The organism is Streptomyces sp. NPDC020983 (assembly GCF_044333485.1).
Classification (GTDB): Bacteria; Actinomycetota; Actinomycetes; order Streptomycetales; family Streptomycetaceae; genus Actinacidiphila.
In genome coordinates this window covers 166,678-192,703 of the sequence record NZ_JBIRRA010000001.1, presented here as the reverse complement: position 1 = coordinate 192,703, position 26,026 = coordinate 166,678, and the positions used below count along the sequence as shown (strand labels likewise).

Here is a 26,026-nt window from a genome sequence, read left to right as displayed (position 1 = left end):
GTCCGTCGTCCTGCTCGCCATCCCTCCGGGAGTGGCTCGTTCCCGCCAGTCTATTCGGTCCGGGCACACCTTCAGCGGTGCGGGAGGGCCGTCCGGGTGCGGACGACGGGCGGCGCTCGTCGCCCGCGTCAGAGCCGCGCGACGGCCGCCCGCACGTCGTCCTCGTCCCAGGTCCGGGCGGCCAGCAGCGGGCGCACCTGCGACTCGTAGCTGCTCAGGATGGAAGGAGCGGAGAGCGAGCCGTGGCCCCAGACCGACTCGAACCGCCCCGCCCAGCGCTCGACCTGCTTGAAGTACACCGAGGAACGCCCACGCAGGTACTCCGCGTCGCCCTGCTCCTCCTCGACCAGCACGGCGGCGTGGGAGATGACGACGAAGTCGATGGCCTGGTCGGCGCGCAGCCTGTCGCGGACGGCCAGCGCGCACTGCACCCCCAGAGAGCGGTGGTGGTCGATGAGCTGCAGGAGCGAGCGTGCGAAGTCCTCCCTGACCAGATCGGCGGTCCAGCAGATGAAGAGCCGCTGGACGGTGCCGCCTGCCTCGATCAGCCGACGGTTGGCGGTGAGGTATTCACGGCGTGCGGTCAGCAGGTCGGGGCTGGTGGTCAGGTCCGCGGCCAGCACTCGCTGCGGCTGCGAACCGGAGTCGATCAGGACCTTGAAGAGCAGGACCGACAGACGCGGCACCTCGGAGGCGTACACCTGGAGGTGCCCGTCGGCGATCTCGCCGAAGTCCGCTATCAGATCCCTCTCCAGCTGCGAGCGGATCAGGGCGAAATAGCGGGCGTCGGCCATGTCCCGGTCGTTGGCGCGGCGTAGCTGGATGTAGATGCGGCGCAGCCACATGTGGTTCACGATCATGAGCAGGAGGAGGGCGGTCTCGCCGGCCAGAAGGATGTTCGTCAGGTCCTTCTGCTGGAGTGCCCAGGCGACCACCGGCACCGCAAGGCCGACGATGCCGATCAGGGCGTTCAGGCTCTGGGAGGAGAGTGCCTCGGCGACCCGCGTGCCCAGATCGCGGCGCGGTGGTGTGGTCATCCGTCGTCCCCCTGGCCCCTTTTTATGCCTGTCCCGAGGAACGATGGTCCCGGACACGCACAGCCCGGGCAAGGGCACCTGCTGTGACCGGGGCGGGCCTCCCCTTCTGTCCGGGTGCTGCGTGCGGGGCGCTGCGTGCGGGTTCTCAGCCGGGGAGTCGGAGTCCGGCGATGACGGAGGTGCCGCGGGTGGGGCGGGGGCGGACGGTCCAGGCGGTGGCGAGGTGGTCGACGAGGAGGAGGCCGCGGCCGGTCTCGGCGTCGGGGGCGGGGTGGGTGACGTGGGGTGCGCCGTTGCCGGGCTCGGAGACGGCGAGCCAGTAGCGGCCGTCGGCGGGCCACAGGACGAGCTCGACGACCTCGTCCTCCTCGGGGCGGGCGCCGTGGCGGATGGCGTTGGTGAGCAGTTCGCTGGTGAGCAGGCGGAGGTCGCCCCCGAGGCAAGGCCGCAGGCGCTGCGGGAGGGCTTCGGCAACCGCTTGCCGGGCGCGGGCGACGGAGGCGGGGTGCGCGGGGAAGCGCCACAGGGAGGGCACGAGGGGGATGGGGCATGGCGAACTCCGTGGTGAGGGTGGGGTGTTCGGACCCGCCGGTGGCATGCCGCCCTGGTCGCGGACACACCCGTCCCAGGGCAGACGGCAGGCTCGCGCGGTGCGCTTCCGGCGTCGCGGTGCGTAGCGGTGCGCTGTACTGACCGTAGGGCATCACGGGTGCAATTGTCCCCTGTTTCATTGCAACTACCCCCCGGTGAGTTTGAGCTGAGGAGGGACCAGGGGGCAGACTGGCCCCAGACGAACCGAGGGGGATGCATGTCGACGCGACGTACGCCAACCGAACGCCAAAGGCGTCTTGGTGCCGAGCTGCGCAAACTCCGCACCTCCGCGGACATCTCCACGGAGTTCGCGGCCGGGCTCCTGGGAATGGACCGCACGCGTATCGCCAACATGGAATCCGGCATCCGCACCATCAGCGCCGAGCGTGTGCGCACCCTGGCGACCAACTACGCATGCGGCGATGACGCCTACATCGAAGCGCTGGTGGCGATGGCCCAGTCGGGGGCCGGCTGGTGGGAGCGCTACCGAGGCAGCCTGCCACCCGGCATGCTGGACATCGCGGAGATGGAAGCCCACTCAGTACGCATGTGCGGCGCGAACACAGCCCACATTCCCGGCCTCTTGCAGACCGCAGACCACGCAACGGCCGTCTTCCGCGTCGTCGTACCCAAACTCCCGGACCACGAGGTGGCCCTCCGGCTGGCACACCGCTCCGAGCGCCAGCAGATGATCACTGGCGACGATGCGATCCCCTACGTCGCCATCATCCACGAGGCTGCCCTGCGCATGCAGTTCGGCGGCCGCGACGTGGCCCGGGCCCAGCTGGAAAACCTCCTTGACCTGTCCGAGCCCGACAACGTGACGATCCTGGTCCTGCCCTTCGCACGCGGCGCCTTCCCCGGCGCCGGGCAGAACGCGGTCTACGCCGAGGGCCGTGTTCCACAGCTCGATACGGTGCAGGTGGACAGCCTGCACGGACCGGTCTTCCTCCATACCGAGGCCCAGCTCGCGAAATACCGGGCACAACTCGACTGGTTGGAAGAGTTGGCCCTGTCACCGGAAGAGTCCCGCGACTTCATCCGTGACATCGCACACGACCTGTGAGGAGCACCTCATGCCCGACATCACCTGGGAAGCCCCCTTCTGCGGCGAAGGCAACTCCTGCTTCCGCCTCGGCACCGACATCGAAGGCAACGCCTACATAGCCGTCAACGGCCAAGAAGACCACTACCTCACCGACTCCGCCGAAGCGCTGCGCACCCTCATCGCCGACATCAAGGCCGGCAAGGCCGACCACCTGCTGTAGCGCAGGCGTACCTCCGCGGGTCCGAGCGCGCTCCCCCATCGGCGGCGGATGATCAAAACACCGAGCCGACCGCGGCCGTGATCGATTCACGGCCGCATTCCCCGGCGCCAGGCCGCGCCCGAGCGCGTGGGTCGTCAGCTCGCGATATGCAGCAGCACGTTTTCGGGACGGCTCTCGAATTTCCAACTCGGTCAGCGCGGCGCACGCGAAGTTCCCTGCGGTAGGCACAGAGCGCCGCTCCCGACGTAGGGCCGCAATCTCCGGTCCGCAGGGTCGTGCTCCTCCCTTGTTTCCGGGTGGGGATGGATGGGGACGTAGAGGGCGGTCCGCCACCGAGCGGCGGCTCGCATGTCTCACACAGCACTATCGGTAGGGAGCGCCTGGTCCAAAGTCCAAGTCGTCAGGTCGAACTGATGCACGAGCGTACCGATGCGTTTATCAAGGGCACTCGGCTGAGGTAGGTCCTCTGGCCCCAACACCTCCACGGTGGTCCACTCGCCGGTTGCGTACCTCGTTGCCACATGAGTCCCGCGATCGGAGGAGCGTCCGTAATCGTGCGCAGCCGAATAGAGAAGTTCTGCTGCCCGCCGGCTTGCAGCGGGTGAGCTGCCGTGCCTGGGCGGCTCGGCGTGATTAAAGGTGAACAGCACCTCGCTTTCGGAAGTTAGCTCCACGCTAAACGGGTGCCCACCGATGGCGTACGATCCTTCCTCTAGGGCTGCTGTATCAATTCCTGCAGCCAGGGCCAGGACTCCGTCCAGCGTGACGAAAAATTCGATTCCAGAGACGGGGTCCGAAAACTCCTTCCATAGCGGTGTCCTGCACTTCGCCCGAACCTCGTCCCTGTCGCGCAGAGTCAACGCGTGAAGAATCTTTTCTGGAGTGCGATCTTCCACGCGGCACAGCGTGCGCAAGAACTCATAATTTTCGACCTTTCCTGTGCACGGCCACACAATAGCCCGTGTTGCGTTTTCATGCATGGGGCAATACGGATCTGACCGAATCGGGCCGTCTGGGTCGTCGCAATACTGGCACAAGTCCCACGCGACCGTGCGCTGATACCAGATGTTGCGCGGACTATCCTTGCGGTCTCGCCGCCAATCTTTCGACTCTAGATATGCCTCTACGAGGGCTGAGGGCTGAGAGCGAAACGAGGCGAGCTGGACGTCCGAGATTTCGAACGGCACGGTCACGAGTCCTTTCGGGCCGGGTGGCGGGGGCCCTGGCCGGGTGGCGGGGTAAGGGTGGATAGGTAGGTGCCGGACTCGCCTTCGGTAAGGGGGGTTTCGAGCGACAGGCCTGCGGCGGCCATGCGGTCGTACTCGGCGAGGATCAGGTCCCTGGTGCGGTATGCACCGTACTTTTCCTCGTCCTTGCGCTTGACGATTGGGAAGGTACCGAGGATATACGCGGTGTCCTCGCGATTGATGTCGTAGAGGTGGAAGAAGAGCGCGTCCAGCTCTGCACGAATGATGGCACGGCGATCTTCATCCCAGCGGAAGGGGGCCCCGGTGTCGCCCACGTCACGGGCGAGCCCTGCCATGTCGTGAGCCGTGTAGGTCAGTTCCAGCGCTCGCCGAACGATGAACTCTCCGTGGGATCGGAGGTTCGCTGGTGTTGGAGTCGGGATTTGTTCGGTTGTGCTCTGTGGGAGGCTGGGCTGAGTTAGGTTATTGCGTAGCACGTAGTCATAGATGAATGAGTTGAAGGTGGCCAGGAGTAGCGTCAAATGCCAGGCATCTGGACCGGACGACAGGATCCAGCCGTAGGACGTTGCCCCCCATGGGAGCAACGATGCGATGACTGTGCGCTCATCTGTGTTCCGGGTCACTCGTCGGTGTCCTAGGAGTGCGCTTTGGCACATAGTCGGGTACCGAGCGAGGCGCTTCTCGGTCTCCTCTTCAGGAACCCAGTATTGAGGATACGGTGCGAAAAATGGATCCTGGACATTTTCGAGAGTGGCTGAATTCAGGCCTGAGGAATCGGCGTAGCGGTGGGTAAATTGGTGACCCATTCGACCTTCGTGGAGTGGTAGCATCTTTCGCTTGCCGCGAAAATACTTTGTTCCGTCAGGCGTCCACTCTCCGTTCTCGAGCTCCTCGTGGGTGATGAATAGCTCGGAGTCGTCTGTCATGTCGAAGATTCGCCGCAACCGGAGACCCCACGGATTGCCGTTTTTGCTACCGTTTACATTCAAAATCGGGAAGCGCCTATATGTGGAAGTAGTCAGTTCGGCATCTCTGGGGGTGCGGAAGACGGGAAGCGTGCCCGTGTTGGGGTTAATCCGGGCCAGGTCTTCGGGGTTTAGGGGGAAGACGCGGTTCGGGTCGTCCAGATCTGTGACATCGGTCAGAAAGAACCCTACGCGAGTGGCTTCGGCTCGACCTCCCCGACCGGTCAGGGAGAGCAAGCAGAATTTGTAACTAGAGTGCACGCCGTCAAACCACTTGCCTCCCATCGGTAGTGCGGGCGACTTCGGCCGGCGGTTCTCGAAGTCGTAGAGCGACGCCAGAGCACCCCGCCGCATGAAGTCGCCGAACAGGTGTTGCGAGCCCGCGCCGGTTGCAATTGCCGTGGGCAAAAGGAGGCCGTATCGCCCCCCCGGAGCCACTACTCTGGTCATGCGCTCGGCGAATAGTTGATCCGTCTGGAGGGAATTTACGCCCTTGACCGTCAGCCCCTTCGCGCAAAGGGGAAACACCCCCGAGTTCCCAGCGAAATGAAACGCCCCCTTCAGGGTGCGTCGCGCCCTCCGGTAACGTCGCCCGGCTTCCGGATTATCGTTCTCCCATTCGATGATTCTCTTCTTGCGTGCTGTACCGGAGATCTCCGCGATCTCGGGGTTCACTACGCTGAAGTACTGCTTGTCGAGGAAGTCCACCTTGTCCCACGGCGGATTTCCCACTACGCACGAGAACCCACCGGTCCAACCCGTAGCCGGATCGACCGCCCTGGTGGCCTTTTCCGAGGCGGCGCCTGACTCCGGGACCGTGAAGATCTCGGGGAACTCCAGGTGCCAGTGAAAGAAGGTGTACTGCTTCCGCAGTCGTGCGATCTCGTCGTGCGTGGACTGGGGTGCTGCTCCTCCGGCCTGGTCCGCTAGGTCCCTGAACACCTTGTGCGTGATGGCTGGGGGCGCGTCCGCCCGTTTGACCCATACGAAGGCCGCGCACCAGGCGTCCGCCATGTCCAGGGCGTGACGGTACTCGGCCGAGGCGGACCACTTGCGGTAGGCGGCCTCTTTCCGGCGTACCGCGGTGAGGTTTTCGGATGAGGCCGCGGTGATGCTGCGCAGCTCGCGCGCGAAGGAGGCGTTGGTGACCTTCGTCTCCGTCTCCACCTCGAACAGGTTCTCCTGGCCCCGGCGTTCCTCCGCGTTGCGGTTGAGAAGCCCCCTCGCCCAGCCGTCGTCGTCGCCCTCGGTCTTCTTGAACGCCCGGTCCGGGATGCCGTCCCGCATCAGGGCCGGAGTCGCCCCGATCAGGCCGTTGCCGTGCTTGATGTGGGCGTCCAGGAATCCCAGCGGTCGCCCCGGCTCCATGGCCTCAAGCCACAGGGACACCTTGGCCAGCTCCACCGCCATGGGGTTGAGGTCTACGCCGTAGACACAGCGGGCGACGACCTCGTGGAGGGCATGCCGGACGGCCTCGTCCGTCGGCTCGGGGTTGTGCTCGCGGACGGAGGCGACACGCTTGGCGATGCGGCGGGCCGCCGCCACCAGGAAGTGGCCGGAGCCGCAGGCCGGGTCGCAGACCGTGAGGGAGAGGAGCTCCTCGACGATCGGCTCCGTGGCGTCGAGTAGGCCCTCAGCTCTCGCGCGCTGCTCTCCTCGCCGCACGGCATCGTCTATCACCGGGTTGAGTGTCGAGTCGAGCAGGGTCTCGGTGAGCGGGGCCGGGGTGTAGTAGCTGCCGGTCTTCTTGCGGTCGTTGCCAATGCGGTCGACCAGCTCGAAGGTGCGGTCGGCCGGGCTGTGCTTGGGCACCATCTCCAGCAGGCTCTCGTAGACGGAGCCCAGTTCTTCGGCGCCCATGTGGAGGTAGTCGACGGGGCGCCAGCGGGCCGAGCCCGCGTCCCGTACGCGCGCCATCTGCTTGACGGCCTCGAACAGATGGCGGTTGGACAGCCGGGCCTCGCGCAGGGGCGTATCGGCGGCGGTGTCGTTGAACAGGCCGCCCAGGCCCTTCAGCCCCAGCTCGGGGCGCCCGTCCTCTGAACCCAGCGCCACGATCAGAAGCTCCAGCGCACGGTACTGGTCGTCGTGGGCGGTGCCCAGGCGGCGCAGGGCGTGCCGGCGCAGCCGTGCGGTGGAGAAGTATCGGGTGAAGCGCACCCGGGTCTGCTCGTCCGCCTTCGGATCGAGCAGGGCACCCCGGTCCTCGGCCACGAAGAGGAAGATCAGGCGGTAGACGAGCCGCAGCAGTGCCGTCTGGAAGGCGTGCACGTCCAGGTGCTCGCGCATCTTGTCGTTCTGCGGGTGGCTCAGGAAGCCGGTGCCGAGGACGGTGAGCGCCGCCTGTACGCCGTCCCGGAAGTGGTCCAGCGCCCGGCTGCCGGACTCGATGGCGACCGTCCGCCACTTCTCCAGCCAGCACCCCGAGGCCGCTGTTCCCTCCGGGACGGTGAAGCGGGACGCGTGCAGGACGCAGTACAGCAGCACGAACTCGCTGAACAGCTCGCCGTCGAAGATCGCTTCGAGGTCGAATTCGACGTACGCCGCCGTCGCGAAGGACGACGAGTCGCGCAGCAGGCGCAGGCGGCGGCCGTTGGAGAGGGCGGCCCACAGGTGGGCGTCGGTGCGGTTGAGGCAGTCCTGCAGCATCGACTGGGCGGGGACCCGGCCGGGGGCCGGGCGTTTGTCGAGTTCCTGGTTCCACGGGATGAGGTGGATGAGGGCGGGGCCGTGGCGGTGGGAGACCGGGAAGTGTTTGTCCGGATCGGAGTCGGCCGCGATACCCGCCGGGCCCACCTCCGTCAGCGCGCCGAAGTCGAGCTTGCGGAAGAGCTGGGCCAGCCAGTCCGTTCCGGCCCGGCCGGTCGGATCGGTGGCCGGGGCACCCGTCGTGGGGTCGGAGGGCAGCTCGGCACGCAGGTCGCGCCAGAGCGGCTTGAGGTACTCCCAGGCGCGTTCCGCCTCGTCGCGCACCGGCACCGAGGCGGGGAGGCCGTAGTCGGCGGATGCGGTGCCCGGCAGGGTCCGCGCCTCGGCGATGCGCAGCAGCATGTCGGTCGGGAGCAGCCCGCCCACCGTGGTGACGGCGGTGAAGGCCAGGGCGGTACGTGGGACGGCGGACATCAGGCTGCGGCTCCGGACACGAGAGAGACGGGGGCGGGCTGCTGCGGCAGGTAGACGTAGATGCCGAGGACGTCGGCCGGTTCCTGCGGGACGACCTTCAGGCCGCGGCGGATCTCGCCGCCCGCCTCCCGCACGCGGCGGTGTGAGGCGTCCAGTTCCGCGGCCAGCACCGTTCCGTACTCGGTGAGGTGCCCGGCGAGCTCCGGCAGGCCGTCCAGGGACCGCGCGATCTGGTTGCGGGCCAGCTGCTCGTGGGTGTTGCCGGAGGCGCGGGCCGCGAGAAGGGCGCCGGCCGCGTCGGGTTCCAGCCAGCGGGCACGCGACGGCATGCCCTCGTACGCCAGCAGGCGCGCGTCCTCCGCGACCACCTGCCGTTCGCCGGTCCGGGACGGGAGGGTGAGGTGGAAGCGGTAGCGGACCAGCAGCAGCGTGGTGCGCGTGGTGACCGCGTCCGTGGTCACCACGCCGCAGCGGCGGGCCGGGCGGGGGCCGAGGGCCTTGGCGTCCAGCGCCGAGTCCAGGACGTACGAGGCGAGGGCGCCGATGGCCGGATCGGTGCGGACCAGGGCCGCCTCGCCCCGGCCGATCGCCGGACTGGCGCGGAAGGGGATCTCCCGGTCCTCCTCCACCAGACGGCTGCCCAGGGTGGCGGCCAGCGCGTCGCGCAGGCCCGCCGGAGTGCCGCCGACCTGGGCGGTGAAGTCACCGGAGACGTCGTGTGGGTCGCGGACCAGGGCCTCCAGGCCCCGCAGAGCCTCCAGCGCGAAACCCCGGACCTCCTCGCTGCCGCCGAGCGCGGCCCGTACGGCGGCGACCTCGCGAGCCACCTCCTCCGGGTGGATGGCGCGCTGGGCGTACTTGGAGCGGGAGGTCTGCTCGCGCTCGGCGGCCGAGGTCCACTCGCGCTCGATGCGGTCGAAGGACTCCTGGTGGCCGTCCAGGTCGAACAGGCTCTCCTGGCTTCCCTGCCGGCCGTGCAGCAGCAGCCACTCCACGACGGCGTCGGTGACGCCCGATGCGGTCTCGTCGGGGACGGAGACGGAGATGCCCAGGTCCTTCTTGATCTGCCGGTGCTTCTTGAACAGCACCTCCAGGACCTTGCCGTCGATGCCGTTGTCCTCGCCGTACATGGTGATGACGCGGACCTGGTCGCGCTTCTGCCCGTACCGGTCGACGCGGCCCTCGCGCTGGTCGTGGCGGGTCGGGTTCCACGCCAGGTCGTAGTGGACGACGGCGTCGAAGTGGTGCTGGAGGTTGACACCCTCGGACAGGCAGTCGGTGGCGATGAGGACGCGACGCACGGCCGTGGCGTCGGCCTCCTGCGCGGCTTCGGTGGCGAGCTGTTCGATGCGCTCCAGCCGCTGCTGCGGGGAGAGGGTGCCCGTCACGGCGGCGATCGTCGTCTTCTTGCCGAGCTTGCCGTCGAGCTGCTTGCGGAGGTAGTCGGCGGTGGGGATGTAGCGGCAGAAGACGATCGGGTGGTAGCCCTCGTCGAGCAGGGACTTCAGATGCTTGGTGAGCGCCTTCAGCTTCGCGTCCTCGGCCGGGCCGACAAGCTGTTCGGCCCGTTCGGCGAGCGCGAGCAGGCGAGCCCCCGCGTTCTCCGTCTCGGCGGCGCCGGGCGCGACGTCCATGCCCTCCAGGCGGTCCCCCTCCGCGGAGTCGGCCGCCACCGAAGCGCCCAGCGCGTCCGCCTCGTTCGCGGTGCGCGCCGCCGCGGATTCGGAGCGGGTCCTCAGCGTCTGCGCCGCCGCCGCCGGCGAGGAGACCATTGAACGCAGCAGCGCGATCACCGACCACCAGGCGATGCGGGCCTCCCGCTTGCCCTGTTCACCGGCGGCCTGGACGCGGTCGCGCGCGTAGGCGATGGCGTCGTCGAGGAGCGCCCGGTAGGCCGGGGTGAGCCGGTAGGGCTCGTCCTTCGTCCAGCGGTCGGACGGGAAAGCGGTGCGCTCGGCCAGGGAGTCGTCGGCGAGGCCGTCCTCCTTGGTGAGGTACTCGCGTACGTCGGCGCGCTTGCGTGCGACGAAGTGCTCGGCGAGCTTCGCTCGGCCCGCCGGAGTCTCCAGGTCCAGCGTCGCCAGCTCCGGCCGCACCAGGCCGAGCAGGTTGCGGAAGGCGGACTCCTTGCCGGAGTGCGGGGTCGCCGTCAGCAGCAGCAGGTGACGGTCGGCGTCGGTGGCGACGCGGCGCAGCAGCTCGTAGCGCAGCTGGCTGGAGTTGACCGCCGATCCCTGGGCGGCGTCGTCGGCCGCGACGCATGAGTGCGCTTCGTCGACGATCACCAGGTCGGGGCAGTGCCGTACGAAGTCCTCGCGGTGCCGCGTCGACTTGATGAAGTCCGTCGAGATGATCGTGAACGCGTGCCTGTCGAAGAGGGACTGCCCCAGCTCCAGGGCGCGCTCCAGGCGTGACACCGTGGAGGCCAGCACCAACTCGGCGTCGATGCCGAACTTCTCGCGCAGCTCGGTCTGCCACTGCTCGGCCAGCGCGGGGGAGCACAGGACGGCCATTCGCGTGGCCTCACCGAGCGCGAGCAGCTCCTTGGCGATCAGACCGGCCTCGACCGTCTTGCCGATACCGACGTCGTCGGAGATCAGCAGCCGGACCGTACGCTGCCGCAAGGCCATCAACAGCGGGACCAGCTGGTAGGCGCGGGGTTCGACGGCGATCGACGCGAGCGAGCGCAGGGGGCCGGCGCCCGACCGGAAGCCGATGCGCAGCGCGGTGCGCAGCAGGCCGGCGGCGCGCTGGTCGCCCAGGTCGTCCGGGCTCGGCGCGGCGAACTCCGCCGGACGCACGTCCTCGAAGGCCGGGAAGACGGCGGCGGTGTCGTCCTCGCTCCCGCCCAGGGGGCGCAGCACCAGCATGTCGGGGGCGCTCTCCGGCAGTACCACCCACTCCCGGCCGCGGGCAGCGACCAGAGAGCCGGCTGTGTACGTGGGGCTCATGAGATCTCTCGGTTCCTTGCGGTGGGAGTCGGCCGATCGGACGGGGCCGTCAACGGGTGTGGAAGTAGGCCGCGTTGCGGTCGACGAGGTCGTCCCAGTCCGCGTCCGTCGGGAAGCGCAGGACCTCCCAGCCGATGTCTTCCAGGCGGCCGCGGGCGTCCGCGTCGCGCGTGGAGTCCGGCGTCAGGCCCGGGAGGTCCACGAACACCGCGAGGTTGGCACCGTCCAGGTGGAAGACGAGGTCCGGGCAGGCTCCGGCCGTCGCCACGAAAGAGTTGACCGCGTCCGGCAGCCGGTGGCCTTTCGCCTTCAGCCAGCCGAGCATGTCGCCCTGCGAGACGAGATCTGCGAGGACCTCCTCGACCGGGGCGGGGGAGGACGCCTCGCCGACGTCCTCCGGGGCGGCCTGTGCACCATCGGCCGAGGGGGTGGCGAGCCTGCGGAACTGCTCGCTACGGGACTCTCCGCGGTCCTCGCGTGTCGTGGTCGCCGCGGCCAGCCGCAGGAGCAGCGGTTTGGCGGCGTGGCGGCTCAGCTCACGGTGGTGCGCCTGGTTGGCGTACGTCAGCAAACAGGCATAGCAGCCACGCGCGCACTTCTCGCGACCCTCAGGGCCGCCGTTGTCCTCGCCGGTGTTCGGGTCGAAGTGGCAGATCTCCAGTGCGGTGCGGGCGGCCTGGGCGAGGGCGCCCCTGTCGTGCTGGAGGCGGCGCAGCACACCGGCGCCGCCCTCCGCCGCCTCCGTGAACAGCAGCCGCCGGCGCGGACCCTCGCGTGGCGGGAGCAGCTCCGCGGTCAGCTCGGAGTCCTCCAGTTCGAAGGCCGCCTCGACCCCGCGCTCGAGGGCGTAGAGGAACGACAGGGCCACCGGCTCCGGCTGCGGCTCGTCCAGGGTGACGACGAGGATGTTGCGGCGGTCCTCCACGTAGGGCAGGACCCGCTTCTTGCGGCGCTTCTCGTTGCCGTCCTGGTCCACGACCGGCATGCCCGTGCCCTCGATGGCCTCTGCCGCGGACTTGTCGTTGAGCCAGCGCCCGTCGCCCTGGTCCAGCCAGTAGCCGTCCGGTTCCCCCTCCTTGTCGCGGACCCGACCGAGGTTGGTGAGGCGGACGGTGGCCGAGTCGCCGTAGTCCAGACTCGCCGCAAAGTTCCCCTCGGTGTCGGTGACGTGCGAGGTGAGCCGTCCCTTGCGGGCGCCGTGGTCCTGGAAGGCGTAGGAGGTCTCCAGGCGGAAGCCGGCCCTGCGGCGCTCCTCCTCGTCGGAGGAGATCCGCTCGCGCGGCGTGGTGTAAACGGTGTGCAGATGGAGCAGGCCGGTGCGCATCTCCCGCAGTTCCTCGCCGCACATCGTGCACTTGTCCAGGCCCACCCGCACCTCGTGGTGGTAACCGCAGCCCTCGCAGCGACGGGCCTCCGTCGTGGGCAGCTCCCCCGACGCGTCCGGTGGCAGCTGCGCACGGGTGACCTGGTAGCGGGCGCCCTCGTGATAAATGAGCGCGCCGGGGCCGAACTCGCGGATGGCCAGGAAGCGGGGGCGCTGCAGGTAGTCGCCGTCGGCGTTGCGGCGGTTGCCGGAGCGCGGGATGTACGCCGCCAGCGGCAGCCGCGGGAAGCTGTAGCCCGGGAGGAAACCCTCTGACGCGAGGTAGCGGTAGGGGTTGAAGTCGCTCATCACCGACTTGTTGTCGGTGGAGCGGTTCAGCAGCAGCTGCGTCTGCGTCTCCGCCTCGCGCCGGCGGGACCGTGCCCGCTGCTGCTCGCCCGGGGAGAGCGTGTGGTCGACGACGCGCTTGTTCTGCTCGTACTGGTCGATCACCGCGGCCCGGAAGAGGTCCCGCCACCGGTCGAAGGAGGCGTCGAACCGCCTCGCGGCCCGCTCGACACGGTCCTCGATCCACTCGTCGTACCACCAGGTGGTCGCCTCGAAGTCCGCGACGAGCGGGGCGAGGACCCTGTGCGCGGTGACGACGGCACGGCGGCGGGCGTCCTCGTCGAGCGACAGGTCGCGGATGTGCGGGTGGAGTGGGAGCGCCATCCGGGGGTCGGGGCGGTCGTCACCGTCCGGGTCGTAGGCGACGTCGATGACGTCCGTGACCGCGGCGCCGAGCTTCATGCCGGTCTCGGCCAGCCAGATGCCCTGCAGGTGGGAGCGGACGAGGTCCTCGTTGGCCAAGTCCAGCCGCGGCGGGGCCACCTGGCCGGCCACCATGTCCCGCGACCGACCGAAGTAGTACTGGTCGTGGCTGTTGCCCGTGGCGCAGTACGTGGTCACGAGCGCTGGCTGGCCGGACCTGCCCGCCCGGCCGGAGCGCTGCGCGTAGTTCGCCGGGGTGGGCGGCACGTTGCGCATGAGGACGGCGTTGAGCGAGGAGATGTCCACTCCCAGCTCCATCGTCGGCGAGCAGTACAGCAGCGGCAGCTCGCCCTTGCGGAAGAGATCCTCGCGCTCCTCCCGGTCCTCCCTGCTGGCCTGCGCGGTGTGCTCCCGTGCGTACAGGCCGGCCAGTTCGGCGCCCGCGGTGCGGTACAAGTTGCGGAAGAACGGGTTGACGCGTGGACCCTCGCCACTGCTGTACGTGCGGGCCAGCGGATCGATCACACCGCGCTCACCGTTGCCCGCGCGCCAGATCAGGGCTGCGGCCGACACCCGGTAGCCGGTGCGCCGCTCCGCCGGGCGGCGGCGGTAGGCAGGGCCGGAACGCTCAGGGGCCGCCTCGACCTCGCGTACCAGTTCTGCGTCGCGCAGCACCTCCAGCAGGTCCTTGATGACGACCTCGATGTCGTCCTGATGGCTGTTTCGCAGCTCGCGGATGTTCCGCCGCAGGTACCTTCCGAACTTGCCGCGCGGCGACAGGAACTCCGCGGAGCGCTCCATACCCGGCCGCGAACCGTACGGATAGACGATCTTGACGGCCGGCTGGTCGCCCTTGCCCAGGATCCATGCTCCGGTCAGGCGCTCCTCACTCGCCCGCTGGAGGGTGTCGAAGTCCTCGCGGAAATACTGCACGTCGATGGCAAGCGCACGTCGCATGAAGTCGAGGAGTGTACGGGCGACCTCCGCGCGCAGGGCAGGGTCGGCGTCACGCAGTGCGGAGTGGGTCCTTTCCCAGCGGTCGGGGCGGGCAGCGATCCAGGCGAGGTCCTCGTAGTCGATCCGCAGCAGGCCGGTCTGCTCCAGGTTCGGCATGGTGACGCGCCAGCCGCGCTCCAAGTCGCGGTAGAGGAGGTAGCCGACGACGTCACGGAAGGTCTTCGTCGCCCGACGTTCCATCGACGGCGGCAGGTTCCTCCCGGCCGCGTATTCGGCAAGGGGGACGTTCATCGCCTCGGTGACTGCCTCTGCGAGGTCGTCGTGGCGCAGCCCTTCCTCGCCGGCCCGCGCCGCCGCCTGGTACAGGGCGCCGCGCAGCTGCGTCACCTGGGCGAAGTCGTTGAAGTGGCCGGCCTGCAGCGAGGCGTCCTGGCGATTGTCGACGAACGTGAGGAGCTTGCGCGCATCCTTGTCCAGGCTCTCCTCGGGTACCGCCCGCAGGGACCGCACGATGGAGGCGGAGATCAGCGACGTGGCGGAGGAACGCCCCTCCTGGTCGAGGGTCGCCAGCTTGGCGAAGTCCCGGCCGCGGGTCTGCTCGTACGAGACCTGGCAGTGCACGCAGAACAGGAACGGTGCGGGGATGAACGCCGCGACCAGCCCCTCCCCGGACTCGTTGCCGTGTGCGTCCACCACCACGCGCTTGGGTACCCGGGGGCGGTAGGACTTCTTGACGACCGTCACATCCTGCGCATCCGGCTCGAGCCACGACTCGGGCAACCGCCTGTCGTCCACCGCCTTCTGCGGATCGGCCGGCCATTCGTAATCCTCACCCGTCACGCCCACGTAGAGGTAGCCCTCGCCGTCGCGGCCGCCAGAGGCGAAGGTGTCGCGCCGCGGCTCGTATCCGAAAGAGCCGCCCTTCTCGGTGCGCCAGACCGTCAGGTACTCCTGGCCGCACTCGCGACAGAAGGCGAGGGGGAACAGCGGCTTGCCGTCGCTGCCGGGCTGCTCCAGCTGGTAGGTGCGGGTCAACGGGCGGGTGAGAGGGTCTTCCAGCGTCGTGTAGACGGTGTCGCCCTTGGAGAGGAACTGGTGCAACCGGAAGGCGAACAGCGGCCGTTCCGTCACCGGGTGCTTGGCCTGCGCACCCGCCTCCAGCGTCGCCCGGATCGCGTCGCGCACCTGCTCCTCGGGTACCCCGGACTGCGCGTGGAGTTCCTCCGCGGCGTCCTCGACCCTGCCGGGATGGCACCGGCGCAGACGCCCGGTGGCGCTCTCGGTCTCCAGACCGAAACGGGACTCCACCCAGCGGGCGAGGGGGTCCCTCGTCAGCGCTTCGTACGAGAGTGGCGCCGCCTGCACCCGCAGCCGCTCCGCGGGCACTGTCGCCGGCGCCTCCTCGGTCGCCCGGACCAGCGTCTCGCCGATGACCCGTTTGGGCAGAACGGTCGTGCCGAACAGCCGGCTGGCGACCTTGGCCACCTCGCGCTGCTGGTCCTCCCAGGTGCCCTCGGTGGACATCGTCGCCGACGTGCCGATGCACTGCAGCGTCGCGGCGGCGTTGCACGCCTCGCGGACCCGGCGGATCAGAAATGCGACGTCCGCGCCCTGCCGGCCGCGATAGGTGTGCAACTCGTCGAAGACGAGGAACTGCAGACCGTCGGCCATGCGGATCAGGCTCGACCGGTCGTCCGGCCGGGTCAGCATCAGCTCCAGCATCACGTAGTTGGTCAGCAGAATGTCCGGGGGATTCCGGCGCAGCTCCTCACGGTCCTCCTGCGACTCCTGCCCGGTGTAGCGGGCGAAGGTGACCGGCTCGCGGCCCTTGCCGAAACCATGGCGCAGGTACTTCGCCAGCTCCTCCAGCTGCGAGTTGGCCAGCGCGTTCATCGGGTAGACGACGATCGCACGCACCCGACCGCCGCCCCGTCCCGCTGCCTGGCGCTCCTTCAGCACGTGGTCCACGATCGGGACGATGTACGCCAGCGACTTGCCGGAGCCCGTTCCCGTCGTGAGTACGTAGGACGCACCGGCCTGCGCGGCCTCGATCGCCTGCCGCTGGTGGAGGTGGAAGGTGAGCGGTCGGCCGTCCGGGCGTGGTGAAGACTCCTTCTTGCCGCTCTGGAAGATCTCCGCGCATCCGGGGTGCAGTACCCCGTCCCGCACGAGATCCGTGACATGGCCACCGTCGGCGAAGAACGGGTTGAGCGACAGCCATGGATTGGGCCACTGCGACTTCGCCTTGAGGTCGTCCTCGACGAAGCCCTCGATCCGGGCGTCGCGGATGACAGTGGAACTCCTGGTGAAGTCCGCGTACTCGTTGACAAGGTTGGCATGGACACCGAAGACGTCCATCGTCTCGGGCAGCCGCCGCTTCTTCTGCGGCACGGGAGCGGGTGCGGCCGGCGTGGGCTCGGGAAGCTGGGCGCGCAGGCGTGCCACCGGGTCCATCGCCTGCCAGTGCGGGGCCAGGAGCGCGGCAGTGTCGTCCGGTGCGAGTGCCAGCGGGATCAGCGTCTCGCGCACCATGGCGGCGCTCTCGGGCCGCAGCTCGGAGTCCTTCTCCAGCAGCCGGCCCACCAACCGGACCAGCTCGGCGGGCAGATCTGGCCGGACGAGCGTGATCTGGGGCGGCTGCTCGTGCTGGTGCTGCTCGGACAGCTCGTACGGGGTCCGGGCCGAGAAAGGCGGCCGCCCGATCAGCAGCTCGTACAGGATGCAGCCAAGAGCGTAGAGGTCGGCCGACGCGGTGACCCGCTTGGCGCGGAACTGCTCGGGTGCCATGTAGCGGGCGGTGCCGACGCTGACGCCCGTGCTGGTCAGCCGGGTCTGGTCCGGGTCGTCGACGATCGAGCCCATGCCGAAGTCGAGCACCTTGACGGTCCCGTCGCCGGTCAGCATCACGTTGGCCGGCTTGAGGTCCCGGTGGACGACCCCGGCCGTGTGCGCCGCGGTGAGGCCGGCGGCGATCTGGGCTCCCAGAGCGGCAACCCAGGAGACAGGTAGCTGGGGCTCCTCGTCGATGAGGTCGGCCAGGGGATGGCCGTCGAGCAGTTCCATGGCCAGGTAGGGCAGGCTGCTGCCGCCTGCGGTTCTGTCCACACCGCCGGCGATGAGCAGGGTGAGGTTCGGATGTCCCTGAGAGAGCATCCGCATGATCCGCACCTCGCGACGGAAGCGGTCAACCTCCTTGCCGCCGCTGGCGGCGTCAACGGCAATGCCGGTGCGGCCACGCAAAACGGTCTTGAGGGCGACCTCACGGTGCGGGGAATCGGCTGCGGCCTGGAGATCCTCGGCCCGCCGCACCTCACCCATGTTTCCGCGGCCCAGGAATCCTGTGATTCGGAACCGCCCGTCGACCGTCTCCATACCTACCGACTCTCCCCCGTTTGCGCCACAGCGTGCAAGGTGGCCGAACTCCGCGCCGAGTGTACACCAGTATTCGATATCTGATGGGACGACAGTGCGTTGACATCGTCAACGTGCTGTCGTAGGGTCAAGATGTTGCCAGGGCTGTCCCGAAGGTGAAGTGGAGGACGGCGCGCGTGGGATCTGCCACCAGGCTCTTCACCGTATCCCCACAAACGCCGTCTCGCCCAGGTAAGTGCGCATGGGGATCGGTCGACTCCCAACTGCCGATACGGCCGCTCTGCTGGTCCCACGAGAGGCGGGGACGACTGGGGCGCGCGGCCTGTCGCCGCCGTCGCGCAGCGTTTTATGATCGTTGCTCCGTGTGAGAGGGGTGGGTTGTGGGGGCGGATGGATCGGCGGAACGTCGGGCTCAGGAAGCACGGCGTAAGGAGAGGGAGTTACGGGAGCGCTGGCAGGCCGCGCACCGCATGGTCCAGCGGTGGGGGCGGGCAGGTGAGGGGGAGCGGCAGGTCGCCGCTCAGTTGCTATCGCTGACCGGCAAGGGGGGTTGGCGGCTGCTGGTCGACCGCAGCTGGCCCGGTGCGGAGGGGGCGGGTGCGTACATGGTGCTCGTCGGCCCTGCCGGGATCTTCGTCGTCGACGTCAAGGACTGGCAAGCCGGACCATCCGTGGTCGACGGGAAGCTCAGCGCGGCCGGTGAGTCTCGGGACGACCATGTTCAGCGGCTTCTTCAGATGACGCGCACCGTCGAAGGGGCCTCGGCGGAGCTCGGGATGACTCCGGTGGCCGTGCAGCCGCTCGTGGTCTTCGCGGGCAGGCGGCTCGACGCCGCGCCGCTGGGAAGAGTCCACCTTCTCGGTGAGCGTGAGGTCGGCCCTTGGCTCGTGTCCCGCAGCGTCCGGCTGCGTCCGGCGTTGGTGCGCGTTCTCGCCGCACATCTCGAGGAGACCCTCCAGGAGTACGAGAGCGCATCTGTGGACGAGGTTCCGGCGCTGCCAAGCACAGCGGTGGGCGCCGATGCCGAGCCGCCCGGGCTCTTCGACGTCGACGCGATGAGGGAGGCCGCTCTCGACGAGGCCATGCGCGCCCCCATCGAACAGTGGATGACGTTGCTCCATCCCGACCAGGCCGCGCTGGTCCGCCGCAACTGGGCAGGTCCGGCCCGAATCAGCGGTCCGGCCGGCACCGGCAAGACGGTGGTCGCCCTGCACCGCACGGCTCACCTGGCTCAGCGCACGACCGGCCGCGTCCTGTACGTGACCTTCGCGAGCAACCTGCCGCGCGTCCAGCAGACGTTCCTCGCCTCCCTCGCTCCGCATGTCGCCGACCGCGTGGACTTCCACAGCTTGCACGCGTGGGCCCTTGACTACCTGCGTTCGCAGGGCGTGCAGGTGAACCTGAACGCGGAGAAGGCGGAAACTGCGTTCAGCCTGGCGTGGCGACGGGTCGGCCGCGAGAGCGCTCTGGTCGATCTCGTCCCTCAGCCGCAGTACTGGCACGACGAGATCACGTACGTCATCAAGGGCCGCGGCGTCGCCACCTTCGACGACTACGTCATCGTGCGGCGGCCCGGCCGCTACACGATGCTCCGGCGTCACCACAAAGAAGCCGTCTGGGCGCTCTACGAGGCCTACGAGTCGAACCGCACCGAGCGCGGAGTACACGACTTCAACGACGTGCTGTCCCTCGCACTGGCCGAGGTCCGGGGAGGCGCCAGGCCGCCGTACGCCGCGGTGATCGCCGACGAGGTCCAGGACTTGACACTCGTCGGGGCCAAGCTCCTGTACGCCCTGGTCGGGAACGCACCGAACGGCCTTCTGCTGGTGGGCGACGGCCAACAAGCCGTGTACCCAGGAGGCTTCCGGCTCTCCGACGCGGGCATCGAGGTCCGCGGCGACCGTGGCCAGGTGCTGCGCATGAACTATCGCAACCGCAAAGAGATCCTTGAGGCCGGCCTGGACGGAGTTGCAGAGGATTCCTTCGAAGACATCGACGGTGAACGCCTCTCGGGGCGCCGCGATGTGGAGGTCACGTACCAGGAAGGCGCTGTGGAGCGGGGTGAGTGGCCGACATCGGAAGAGCACGACGAGGTGTTGGTCGAAGCCTTGAGCAGCCTCGACGTGGAACAACAGGCGGATTCAGCTGTGCTGTGCTCTTCCAAGCGCCTGCTGGAGCACTACCAGCGGCTGCTCACCCGCTCGGGCATTCCGGTCGTCTTGCTGGAACGCTACGACGGCCGCTCGGTGCCCGGCGTGAAGCTCGGTAGCTACCAGCGCTCGAAGGGACTGGAGTTCAAGCGCGTCTATCTCCCACGGTACGACGCTGCGATACCCAAAGGCGGAGGGAATGCGGAGGCTGACCGCGAGCGCCGTGAACTCGCTCGACGCCAGCTCTTCGTGGCGACGACACGAGCTCGCGACTTCCTCTGGACGGGCAGCGTGACGCCAACTGACAGCTCTCAAACGAGCTGAGCCTGAACTGTGCCGTTCGTTAGGGTGCGGATGTGCGGCGGCCTTTCGTTCTCTTCGACCTCGACAACACCCAAGTGGACCGTTGAGGGGCGCTCGGCGGTTGGGCTGCCATCGCGCCCCCGAAACGCGAGCCCGGCGACCGGGCCTGGCCCGGCAGCGGGAGCGGCACGGCACACCTTTTCCGGGCTGGCCTCCGACGGTGATCCCCGCGTTGCCCTGGCTCCGCAGATCACGAGATCAAATGGGGTGAAGGGCGCGTAGCTCGTCGGGAGCGCGCATACCGGTGTGCGTTGCTCTCAGGCGCGCGGGAGTGCCAACCACCGTTCGGCGCGACTTCGCTTGCCCGAGTCTCCGGAGCGGCGAGCGTGTGCCAGCAGGCGGGCGCGCAGGGGTTCGGGGAGGGCGGCGACGTCCGGCTTCTGGCGCGGGCGGGTTTTCCAGCCCACCAGGTGCCGCACCGCTCCGGCGTCGTGACGTTCCTCCGCCCGGTGGTCGGCCAGTGCGGTGAGCAGGTCGGCGATCGGCACCCTGCCGAGCAGTTGGCCGGGCACGTCCTCGTGGACGGGGTAGCCGGAGCAGCGCCCGCTTCCGGAGCCGTGCCAGTGGAGCAGTGCCAGCACCCGTTCCACCGGATCGGGGAACGTCGACTGCAATCGCTCCGTGAGTTCCGCGAGCAGTTCGGGGGAGGGCCTGGCGCCGGTGCGGGAGAGGTCGAGGATCCGGTCGGTGGAGCCTTCCAGCCCGGCGGGCACAGCGGCCAGCCAGTTGCGCTGCTCTTGGGCCTCTTCCTCCGCTCGTTGCCGGTCGGCCTCGAACTGCTGCATGGGGCCGGGCATGCCGTGCCCGTCCAGCCAGGTCAGGAGCAGGCGACCGTCGGCGAGGACGGCGTCGCTCTCCCACTGCTCCCACCTCAGCGTCGCCCCGTGGTGCAGGACGACGACGGCGAGCCGCTCACCGTCCCGGCCGAAGAACTCGAAGCGGACGTCCCCGAGGCACATGCAGTGGAAACCTGGAAGGGATTCCACGGCCATGGCTGTTCTGAGCCGGGCCGACTCCGCCGGATCGGAGAGGTCTACCCGGATCTCCCGGTCCGCCCCGGACCCGCTCACCGCGCTCACCTGGGCGACGTGTGCCTGCCGGAGCACGCTGTCCAACACCGCTGCCTCGTCCGTCAACTGGTCCTCCTCGCCGGGCGCCACGGGTGCCCGGTTCGCGCGATCTCACCGCAGCCCGGGCTGTCTCGCAACCCGATTCCCCCCAGGCTCATAGCTCAGCTTGCACGCAGACGGGCCGACCCTTCCGGGGTGAAAACGAAGCCGTCCCTGAACAGGGTGCCGCCGTCCCGGAAGGCCCAGAGGGCGGGTTCGGCGTGGACGGAAGCCGATGACTGGGCCGGAGTCCGGGCGAAGTCGTTCCAGAGGTGGAAGCACAGCAGGGTGTCGTCACGCAGGTCGGTCGCGTAGGCCAGCGTCTTGGGGCAGCGGGGATTGCTCCCCCCGAATCGGCTTTGCCGACAGTGCTGCAAATTCGGGGTGTTGCAGCCACTCTGATGGCAACCGGAAAGATGATCTCCGCCTTTCGGCTCGTTTCCGCCGTTCAGAGGCCTTGACCGTACAGTCGGACAGACGCGACACCGGCGCGGCGTACGACCATCCCCCGCTTGACATGTCTGTAACGTGCGGTCTGATCAGATGCCCGCGGAACTGAGGCTGACTAAACTCCCCCGAAGTATCAGCCATCTCGGTTGGTGACAGTCGCAGCCAAGGGAGAGATGTGGAAGCGGCACGGATCGTCTTCGGTCTGTCAGCGTCCGTCCTAGCTCCTTGGGGCTACGGCCTGCATCGTGCCCATCCACGGCTCACGATCGTCATCACTCTCGGGTACGGCGCCTACACTGTGGCGCCCTACGTCAGCCAGTGGCGAGTTGGGAGCGCGCTCGGAGCTACGACTTTGCTTTCATTAGGATCGGCGCTATGGCACCACTCCTCAAGCTCCCCCGGCGCAGGAGTCTCAGTTACCCTTCCGCTCTCAGGGGGATCCATGCCCGTGAGGAAGCAAGCCGGCATCGTTTCGATGGGAGCAGCGGTTGTCTTGGCGCTCTGGTCCGCCGGGGCGAAGGTGACCTCGTTAGGTTCTGAGCTGCTTTCAAGCGATCGCGTAGCTGTGATCCTCTCGGGATTACTTGTCGCTGTCTTCGCTGGCGGAGCCCTGGCTCAAACTGCGACAGAACCAGTGCATCGAGAGATTCATGCCCTTCCTGATGGCCCCGAGAAGAGGGCGGCCATGGACTTCGTGATGAGCGGTGGGCGGGGGATCGGGCTGTTGGAGCGGGGCCTCTTGTTCGCCTTCCTCGCGGGTGGTCAGCCTGATGCAGCCGCTCTGGTACTTGCAGCCAAGTCCATGGCGCGAGTGCCGGCTAACGATCCTGGCAGGTATGCGTCCGAGTACTTCCTCATCGGTACCCTGGCCAGTGTCATCGCGTCACTGGCCACGAGCATCGCTACTCGCTTAGCGCTAGGGCTGCCCATGCTCTAGGAGGGACTCTTGGAGTTGGCTAGGCACCCTCTAATCCTGAAGCTGCTGTCACTGAACCTACCAACGACGGACTACGTAGTCGCAGGCAGTGGGCCGCTTCTGGCCCACGGGCTGCGTCAGGAAATCGGAGACCTCGACGTAGTCGCGCGAGGACCCGCGTGGAAGCTCGCGCTCGGCCTGGGTGATCCAGAGGTTCCACCTTCGGGGTATGGATGCATGATCCTTCTGTTCGGAGGGAGCATTGAGATCTTCGACCGTTGGTTGCCTGGTACCCGCACCACTGATCGCTTGATCGAAGGTGCAGAGCTAGTGGAAGGTATCCCCTTCTGCACCCTGTCGGATGTGTTGGCTTGGAAGCGAAGGTCTCATCGTGAAAAGGATCAAAACGACATTGCTCTGATCGAGTGCTACCTCCTCCAAACGGGTCAACTCGGGTAGCCATTTACCCGAAGCCATCCCGGTGAGCTCTGGGTCTGGTGAACGAAGGGTGACGTCTGAACTGGCTTGCCCTGTAGGGCGTGGGGCGGATGCCGCCGTTGCTCATGCCTGATCCGGACGTGTTCCGCGAGGATGCCGTGCGGTTCGCGAGGAGCCGGGGCCCGGGCGTAACGGTCGAGCAGGTTGCTTCCGACTTCGGTGTCCACGCGATGTCGTTGTTCGAGTGGATGCGCCGTGCGGACATCGACGACGGGACCAAGCCCGGAACAACCTGCCAGGAGAGCGTGGACTGCGGGAGGCGCGTCGTCGGGTCAAGCCGCCGGAGCAGGAGAACGAGGTCCTTCGCCGGGCCACGGCCTACCTGTCGCAGGCGCACCTGCCGGGAAAAGGATCTACCTGCTCGTGAAAGAGCTGGCCGTCGGCGGTGTTCCCGTCACGGTCGCGTGCCGGGTCCTGAAGCTCTCGCGCCGGCCCTAATCCCGCTGGCTCGACGAACCGGTGGCCGACGCCACCTTTGAGCATGCACATCGCACGAACGCGTTGTTCGACGCGCACCGAGAGGATCCGGAGTTCGGCTACCGCTTCCTGGGTCGATGAAGCCCCGGCCGTGGGAGCCGGTATGGCGGATCGGACCGCGTGGCGGATCTGCCGGGACAACCGCTGGTGGAGGGTGTTCGGCAAGAAGTGCGGCAGGGTCAAGGAGGCTGGACCGCCGTGGACGACGACCTCGTCCGCCACGACTTCACCGCCGACAGGCCGAACCAGCTCTGGCTCACCGACATCATCGAACACGCCACGGGAGAAGGGGGCTGTATCTCCGCGCGGTCAAGAACGCTTTGAGCAGGGGGGTCGTGGGCTACTCCATCGACTCACGGATGAAGTCCCGCCTGGCCGTTGCAGTCCTGGACAACGCGGTGGCCTGATGTGAAGACTTTGCCGGTTGTTGCGTGCTGCACAGCGATCGCGGGTCGCTCGCCGCCGGCGACGACTGGGAGGAACACGGCCTGGTCTTCGCCTCCGCGGTCGGGAAGGAGCAGGACGCCTCCCATGTACGCCGGGCCTTCCGGGCGGCGCTCAGCAAGGCTGAGGGGATCGACGCTGCCGAGTGGACGCCTCGGGAGCTCCGGCACAGCTTCGTGTCCCTGCTCTCGGACAACGGGGTGCCGCTGGAGGAGATCAGTCGGCTGGTGGGACACTCCAGCTCGGCCGTCACGGAGGAGGTCTACCAGAAGCAGATCCGGCCCGTCATCCAGACCGGCGCGGTAGCCATGGACCGGATCTTCGCCCGTGATCCGAAACCGTAGACACTCATTTTGACACTCAGCACGAATCAGGGCCACCTAGGAACGTTCCTAGGTGGCCCTGACCTGCTGCTTTGGAGTCGGGGTGGCGGGATTTGAACCCACGGCCTCTTCGTCCCGAACGAAGCGCGCTACCAAGCTGCGCCACACCCCGGTGCAACGGGCTTAACTTTAGCGGACGCGGGGCTGAGGGCGAAATCCGGTTTCGGGGGTGGGGGTCAGGGTCAGGAGGGTGGCCTCGGGGGGGCAGGCGAAGCGGAGGGGGGTGAAGCGGTTGGTGCCGCAGCCTGCGGAGACGTGGAGGTAGGAGGTGGAGCCGGTGGCGGTGTGGGTGGAGAGGCCCTTCACGCGGTCGGTGTCGAGGTCGCAGTTGGTGACCAGGGCGCCGTAGAAGGGGATGCAGAGCTGGCCGCCGTGGGTGTGGCCGGCGAGGATCAGGGGGTAGCGGTCGGACGTGAAGGCGTCCAGGACGCGCAGGTAGGGGGCGTGGACCAGGGCCAGGGTGAATTCGTCGGCCGGGTCGGGGCCGCCGGCGACCGCGGAGTAGCGGTCGCGCTTGATGTGCGGGTCGTCCAGGCCGGTCAGGCCCAGGACGGGGCCGTGGTCGAGCTTCACCTGGCCGCGGCTGTTGCTCAGGCCCACCCAGCCTGCCGCGTCGAAGGCGTCGCGCAGGTCGCCCCAGGGGTTGCGGATGGCGCCGTGCGCGCTGTGGCTCTTGCCGTTCAGGCCGTGCTGGCCGCGGGCCTTCTCGACCAGGTAGCGCCCGGGGTTGCGGAATTTCGGGCCGTAGTAGTCGTTCGAGCCGAAGACGTACGCGCCCGGGAAGCGCAGCAGCGGGCCGAGCGCGTCCAGCACCTCGGGGACGGCCGTGGGGTCCGACAGGTTGTCGCCGGTGTTCACCACGAGGTCGGGGCGCAGGCCGGCGAGCGACTGGAGCCAGCGGGCCTTCTTGCGCTGCCCGGACACCATGTGGATGTCGGACACCTGAAGGACGCGGATCGGCCGCATCCCCCGCGGGAGCACCGGCACCTCGACCCGGCGCAGCCGGTAGGACCTCGCCTCGAAACCTGCCGCATAGGCCAGGCAGGCCGCGCCTGCCGCCGTCACACCCAGGGGTACTCCGTATCGCGCGCGCATGACTCCATCGTGTCAGAGTCGCCGCGACTCTTAATACGGGGCGGCTCTCCTCCCGGGGTGCCAGAATCGACGGCATGACCACGACCCTCAAGCAGCGGCTCAAGGACGACCTCACCTCGGCGATCAAGGGCCGTGACGAGCTGCGCGCCGCGACCCTCCGGCTCACCCTCACCGCGATCACGAAGGAGGAGGTCGCGGGCGAGAGCGCCCGTGAGCTCTCCGACGACGAGGTGCTGACGGTGATCGGCCGCGAGGCGAAGAAGCGGCGGGAGGCCGCTGAGGCGTTCGAGCAGGGCGGCCGCGCGGAGTCCGCGCAGCGGGAGCGGGCCGAGGGCGAGCTGCTCGCCGCGTATCTGCCGCAGCAGCTCACGGACGACGAGCTCGCCGCGATCGTGCGCGAGGCCGTCGCCGAGTCCGGCGCGCAGGGGCCGAAGGCCATGGGTGCCGTCATGAAGCTCGTGAACCCGAAGGTCGCCAAGCGCGCGGAGGGCGGCCGCGTCGCCGCCGAGGTCAAGCGCCAGCTGGCCGGCTGAGGCGGGCGGCCGGTCCCGGCCGCCTGCTCCCGTACGGGTCCGCCCGCGCGGGTTCTGTCCGT

The 26,026-nt window shown here is 68.4% G+C and carries 13 protein-coding genes, 1 tRNA gene and 1 pseudogene; 6 read left to right on the top strand and 9 right to left on the bottom strand.

What is annotated here, in order from left to right:
• Window positions 1–128: 128 nt before the first annotated feature.
• Window positions 129–1,037 carry a hypothetical protein gene (locus ACH4SE_RS00950; RefSeq protein WP_398541119.1) on the bottom strand — a complete coding sequence of 303 codons (909 nt, stop codon included), beginning with the start codon at window positions 1,035–1,037 and terminating at the stop codon, window positions 129–131.
• Between the two features lie 145 nt (window positions 1,038–1,182).
• A complete protein-coding gene (locus ACH4SE_RS00945) occupies window positions 1,183–1,572 on the bottom strand; it encodes an ATP-binding protein (RefSeq protein ID WP_398541118.1) in 390 nt (129 codons plus the stop codon).
• Window positions 1,573–1,845: 273 nt separating this feature from the next.
• On the opposite strand from ACH4SE_RS00945, the gene ACH4SE_RS00940 reads away from it, so the two are divergent.
• Complete coding sequence (locus ACH4SE_RS00940) at window positions 1,846–2,694, top strand: helix-turn-helix domain-containing protein (RefSeq protein WP_398541117.1); 849 nt, start codon at window positions 1,846–1,848, stop codon at window positions 2,692–2,694.
• 10 nt (window positions 2,695–2,704) lie between these two features.
• Window positions 2,705–2,896, top strand: a complete 192-nt coding sequence (locus tag ACH4SE_RS00935; RefSeq protein WP_398541116.1) for a hypothetical protein — start codon at window positions 2,705–2,707, stop codon at window positions 2,894–2,896.
• Between the two features lie 353 nt (window positions 2,897–3,249).
• Here ACH4SE_RS00935 and ACH4SE_RS00930 read toward each other — a convergent pair whose 3' ends face one another.
• From ACH4SE_RS00930 to ACH4SE_RS00915, 4 genes are all read right to left on the bottom strand, one after another.
• On the bottom strand, window positions 3,250–3,792 hold the full coding sequence (locus ACH4SE_RS00930; protein WP_398541115.1) for a hypothetical protein: 543 nt from the start codon (window positions 3,790–3,792) through the stop codon (window positions 3,250–3,252).
• Between the two features lie 293 nt (window positions 3,793–4,085).
• Window positions 4,086–8,192, bottom strand: coding sequence for an Eco57I restriction-modification methylase domain-containing protein (locus ACH4SE_RS00925; protein ID WP_398541114.1), 4,107 nt, complete (start codon window positions 8,190–8,192; stop codon window positions 4,086–4,088).
• On the bottom strand, window positions 8,192–11,143 hold the full coding sequence (locus ACH4SE_RS00920) for a DEAD/DEAH box helicase (protein WP_398541113.1): 2,952 nt from the start codon (window positions 11,141–11,143) through the stop codon (window positions 8,192–8,194). The genes ACH4SE_RS00925 and ACH4SE_RS00920 overlap by 1 nt, the downstream gene beginning before the upstream one ends.
• A 49-nt stretch (window positions 11,144–11,192) precedes the next feature.
• Window positions 11,193–17,546: a protein kinase gene (locus ACH4SE_RS00915; protein ID WP_398541112.1), complete on the bottom strand. Its 6,354-nt coding sequence runs from the start codon at window positions 17,544–17,546 to the stop codon at window positions 11,193–11,195.
• Window positions 17,547–17,926: 380 nt separating this feature from the next.
• On the opposite strand from ACH4SE_RS00915, the gene ACH4SE_RS00910 reads away from it, so the two are divergent.
• On the top strand, window positions 17,927–20,020 hold the full coding sequence (locus ACH4SE_RS00910) for a UvrD-helicase domain-containing protein (RefSeq protein WP_398541111.1): 2,094 nt from the start codon (window positions 17,927–17,929) through the stop codon (window positions 20,018–20,020).
• Between the two features lie 296 nt (window positions 20,021–20,316).
• On the opposite strand, the gene ACH4SE_RS00905 is transcribed toward ACH4SE_RS00910, so the two are convergent.
• A complete protein-coding gene (locus ACH4SE_RS00905; RefSeq protein WP_398541110.1) occupies window positions 20,317–21,195 on the bottom strand; it encodes a hypothetical protein in 879 nt (292 codons plus the stop codon).
• A 2,512-nt stretch (window positions 21,196–23,707) separates the two neighbouring features.
• On the opposite strand from ACH4SE_RS00905, the gene ACH4SE_RS00900 reads away from it, so the two are divergent.
• A complete protein-coding gene (locus ACH4SE_RS00900; RefSeq protein WP_398541109.1) occupies window positions 23,708–23,833 on the top strand; it encodes a hypothetical protein in 126 nt (41 codons plus the stop codon).
• Between the two features lie 131 nt (window positions 23,834–23,964).
• A pseudogene (locus ACH4SE_RS00895) lies at window positions 23,965–24,297 on the top strand (tyrosine-type recombinase/integrase); the annotation flags it as partial.
• Between the two features lie 77 nt (window positions 24,298–24,374).
• Here ACH4SE_RS00895 and ACH4SE_RS00890 read toward each other — a convergent pair.
• Both ACH4SE_RS00890 and ACH4SE_RS00885 read right to left on the bottom strand, forming a co-directional pair.
• Window positions 24,375–24,448 (bottom strand) — tRNA-Pro (locus tag ACH4SE_RS00890).
• 17 nt (window positions 24,449–24,465) lie between these two features.
• Window positions 24,466–25,431: a metallophosphoesterase gene (locus ACH4SE_RS00885; RefSeq protein WP_398541108.1), complete on the bottom strand. Its 966-nt coding sequence runs from the start codon at window positions 25,429–25,431 to the stop codon at window positions 24,466–24,468.
• Window positions 25,432–25,505: 74 nt separating this feature from the next.
• On the opposite strand from ACH4SE_RS00885, the gene ACH4SE_RS00880 reads away from it, so the two are divergent.
• The gene (locus tag ACH4SE_RS00880) at window positions 25,506–25,964 is read left to right on the top strand and encodes a GatB/YqeY domain-containing protein (RefSeq protein WP_398541107.1); all 459 of its coding nucleotides are present in this window, start codon (window positions 25,506–25,508) and stop codon (window positions 25,962–25,964) included.
• Window positions 25,965–26,026: the final 62 nt, after the last annotated feature.

Excerpts from the sequence above, each read along its gene's own strand:
- ACH4SE_RS00950 (WP_398541119.1), bottom strand. The coding sequence starts at position 1,037 with ATGACCACACCACCGCGCCGCGATCTGGGCACGCGGGTCGCCGAGGCA.
- ACH4SE_RS00940 (WP_398541117.1), top strand. The coding sequence starts at position 1,846 with ATGTCGACGCGACGTACGCCAACCGAACGCCAAAGGCGTCTTGGTGCC.
- ACH4SE_RS00935 (WP_398541116.1), top strand. The coding sequence starts at position 2,705 with ATGCCCGACATCACCTGGGAAGCCCCCTTCTGCGGCGAAGGCAACTCC.
- ACH4SE_RS00925 (WP_398541114.1), bottom strand. The coding sequence starts at position 8,192 with ATGTCCGCCGTCCCACGTACCGCCCTGGCCTTCACCGCCGTCACCACG.
- ACH4SE_RS00920 (WP_398541113.1), bottom strand. The coding sequence starts at position 11,143 with ATGAGCCCCACGTACACAGCCGGCTCTCTGGTCGCTGCCCGCGGCCGG.
- ACH4SE_RS00915 (WP_398541112.1), bottom strand. The coding sequence starts at position 17,546 with ATGGAGACGGTCGACGGGCGGTTCCGAATCACAGGATTCCTGGGCCGC.
- ACH4SE_RS00885 (WP_398541108.1), bottom strand. The coding sequence starts at position 25,431 with ATGCGCGCGCGATACGGAGTACCCCTGGGTGTGACGGCGGCAGGCGCG.
- ACH4SE_RS00880 (WP_398541107.1), top strand. The coding sequence starts at position 25,506 with ATGACCACGACCCTCAAGCAGCGGCTCAAGGACGACCTCACCTCGGCG.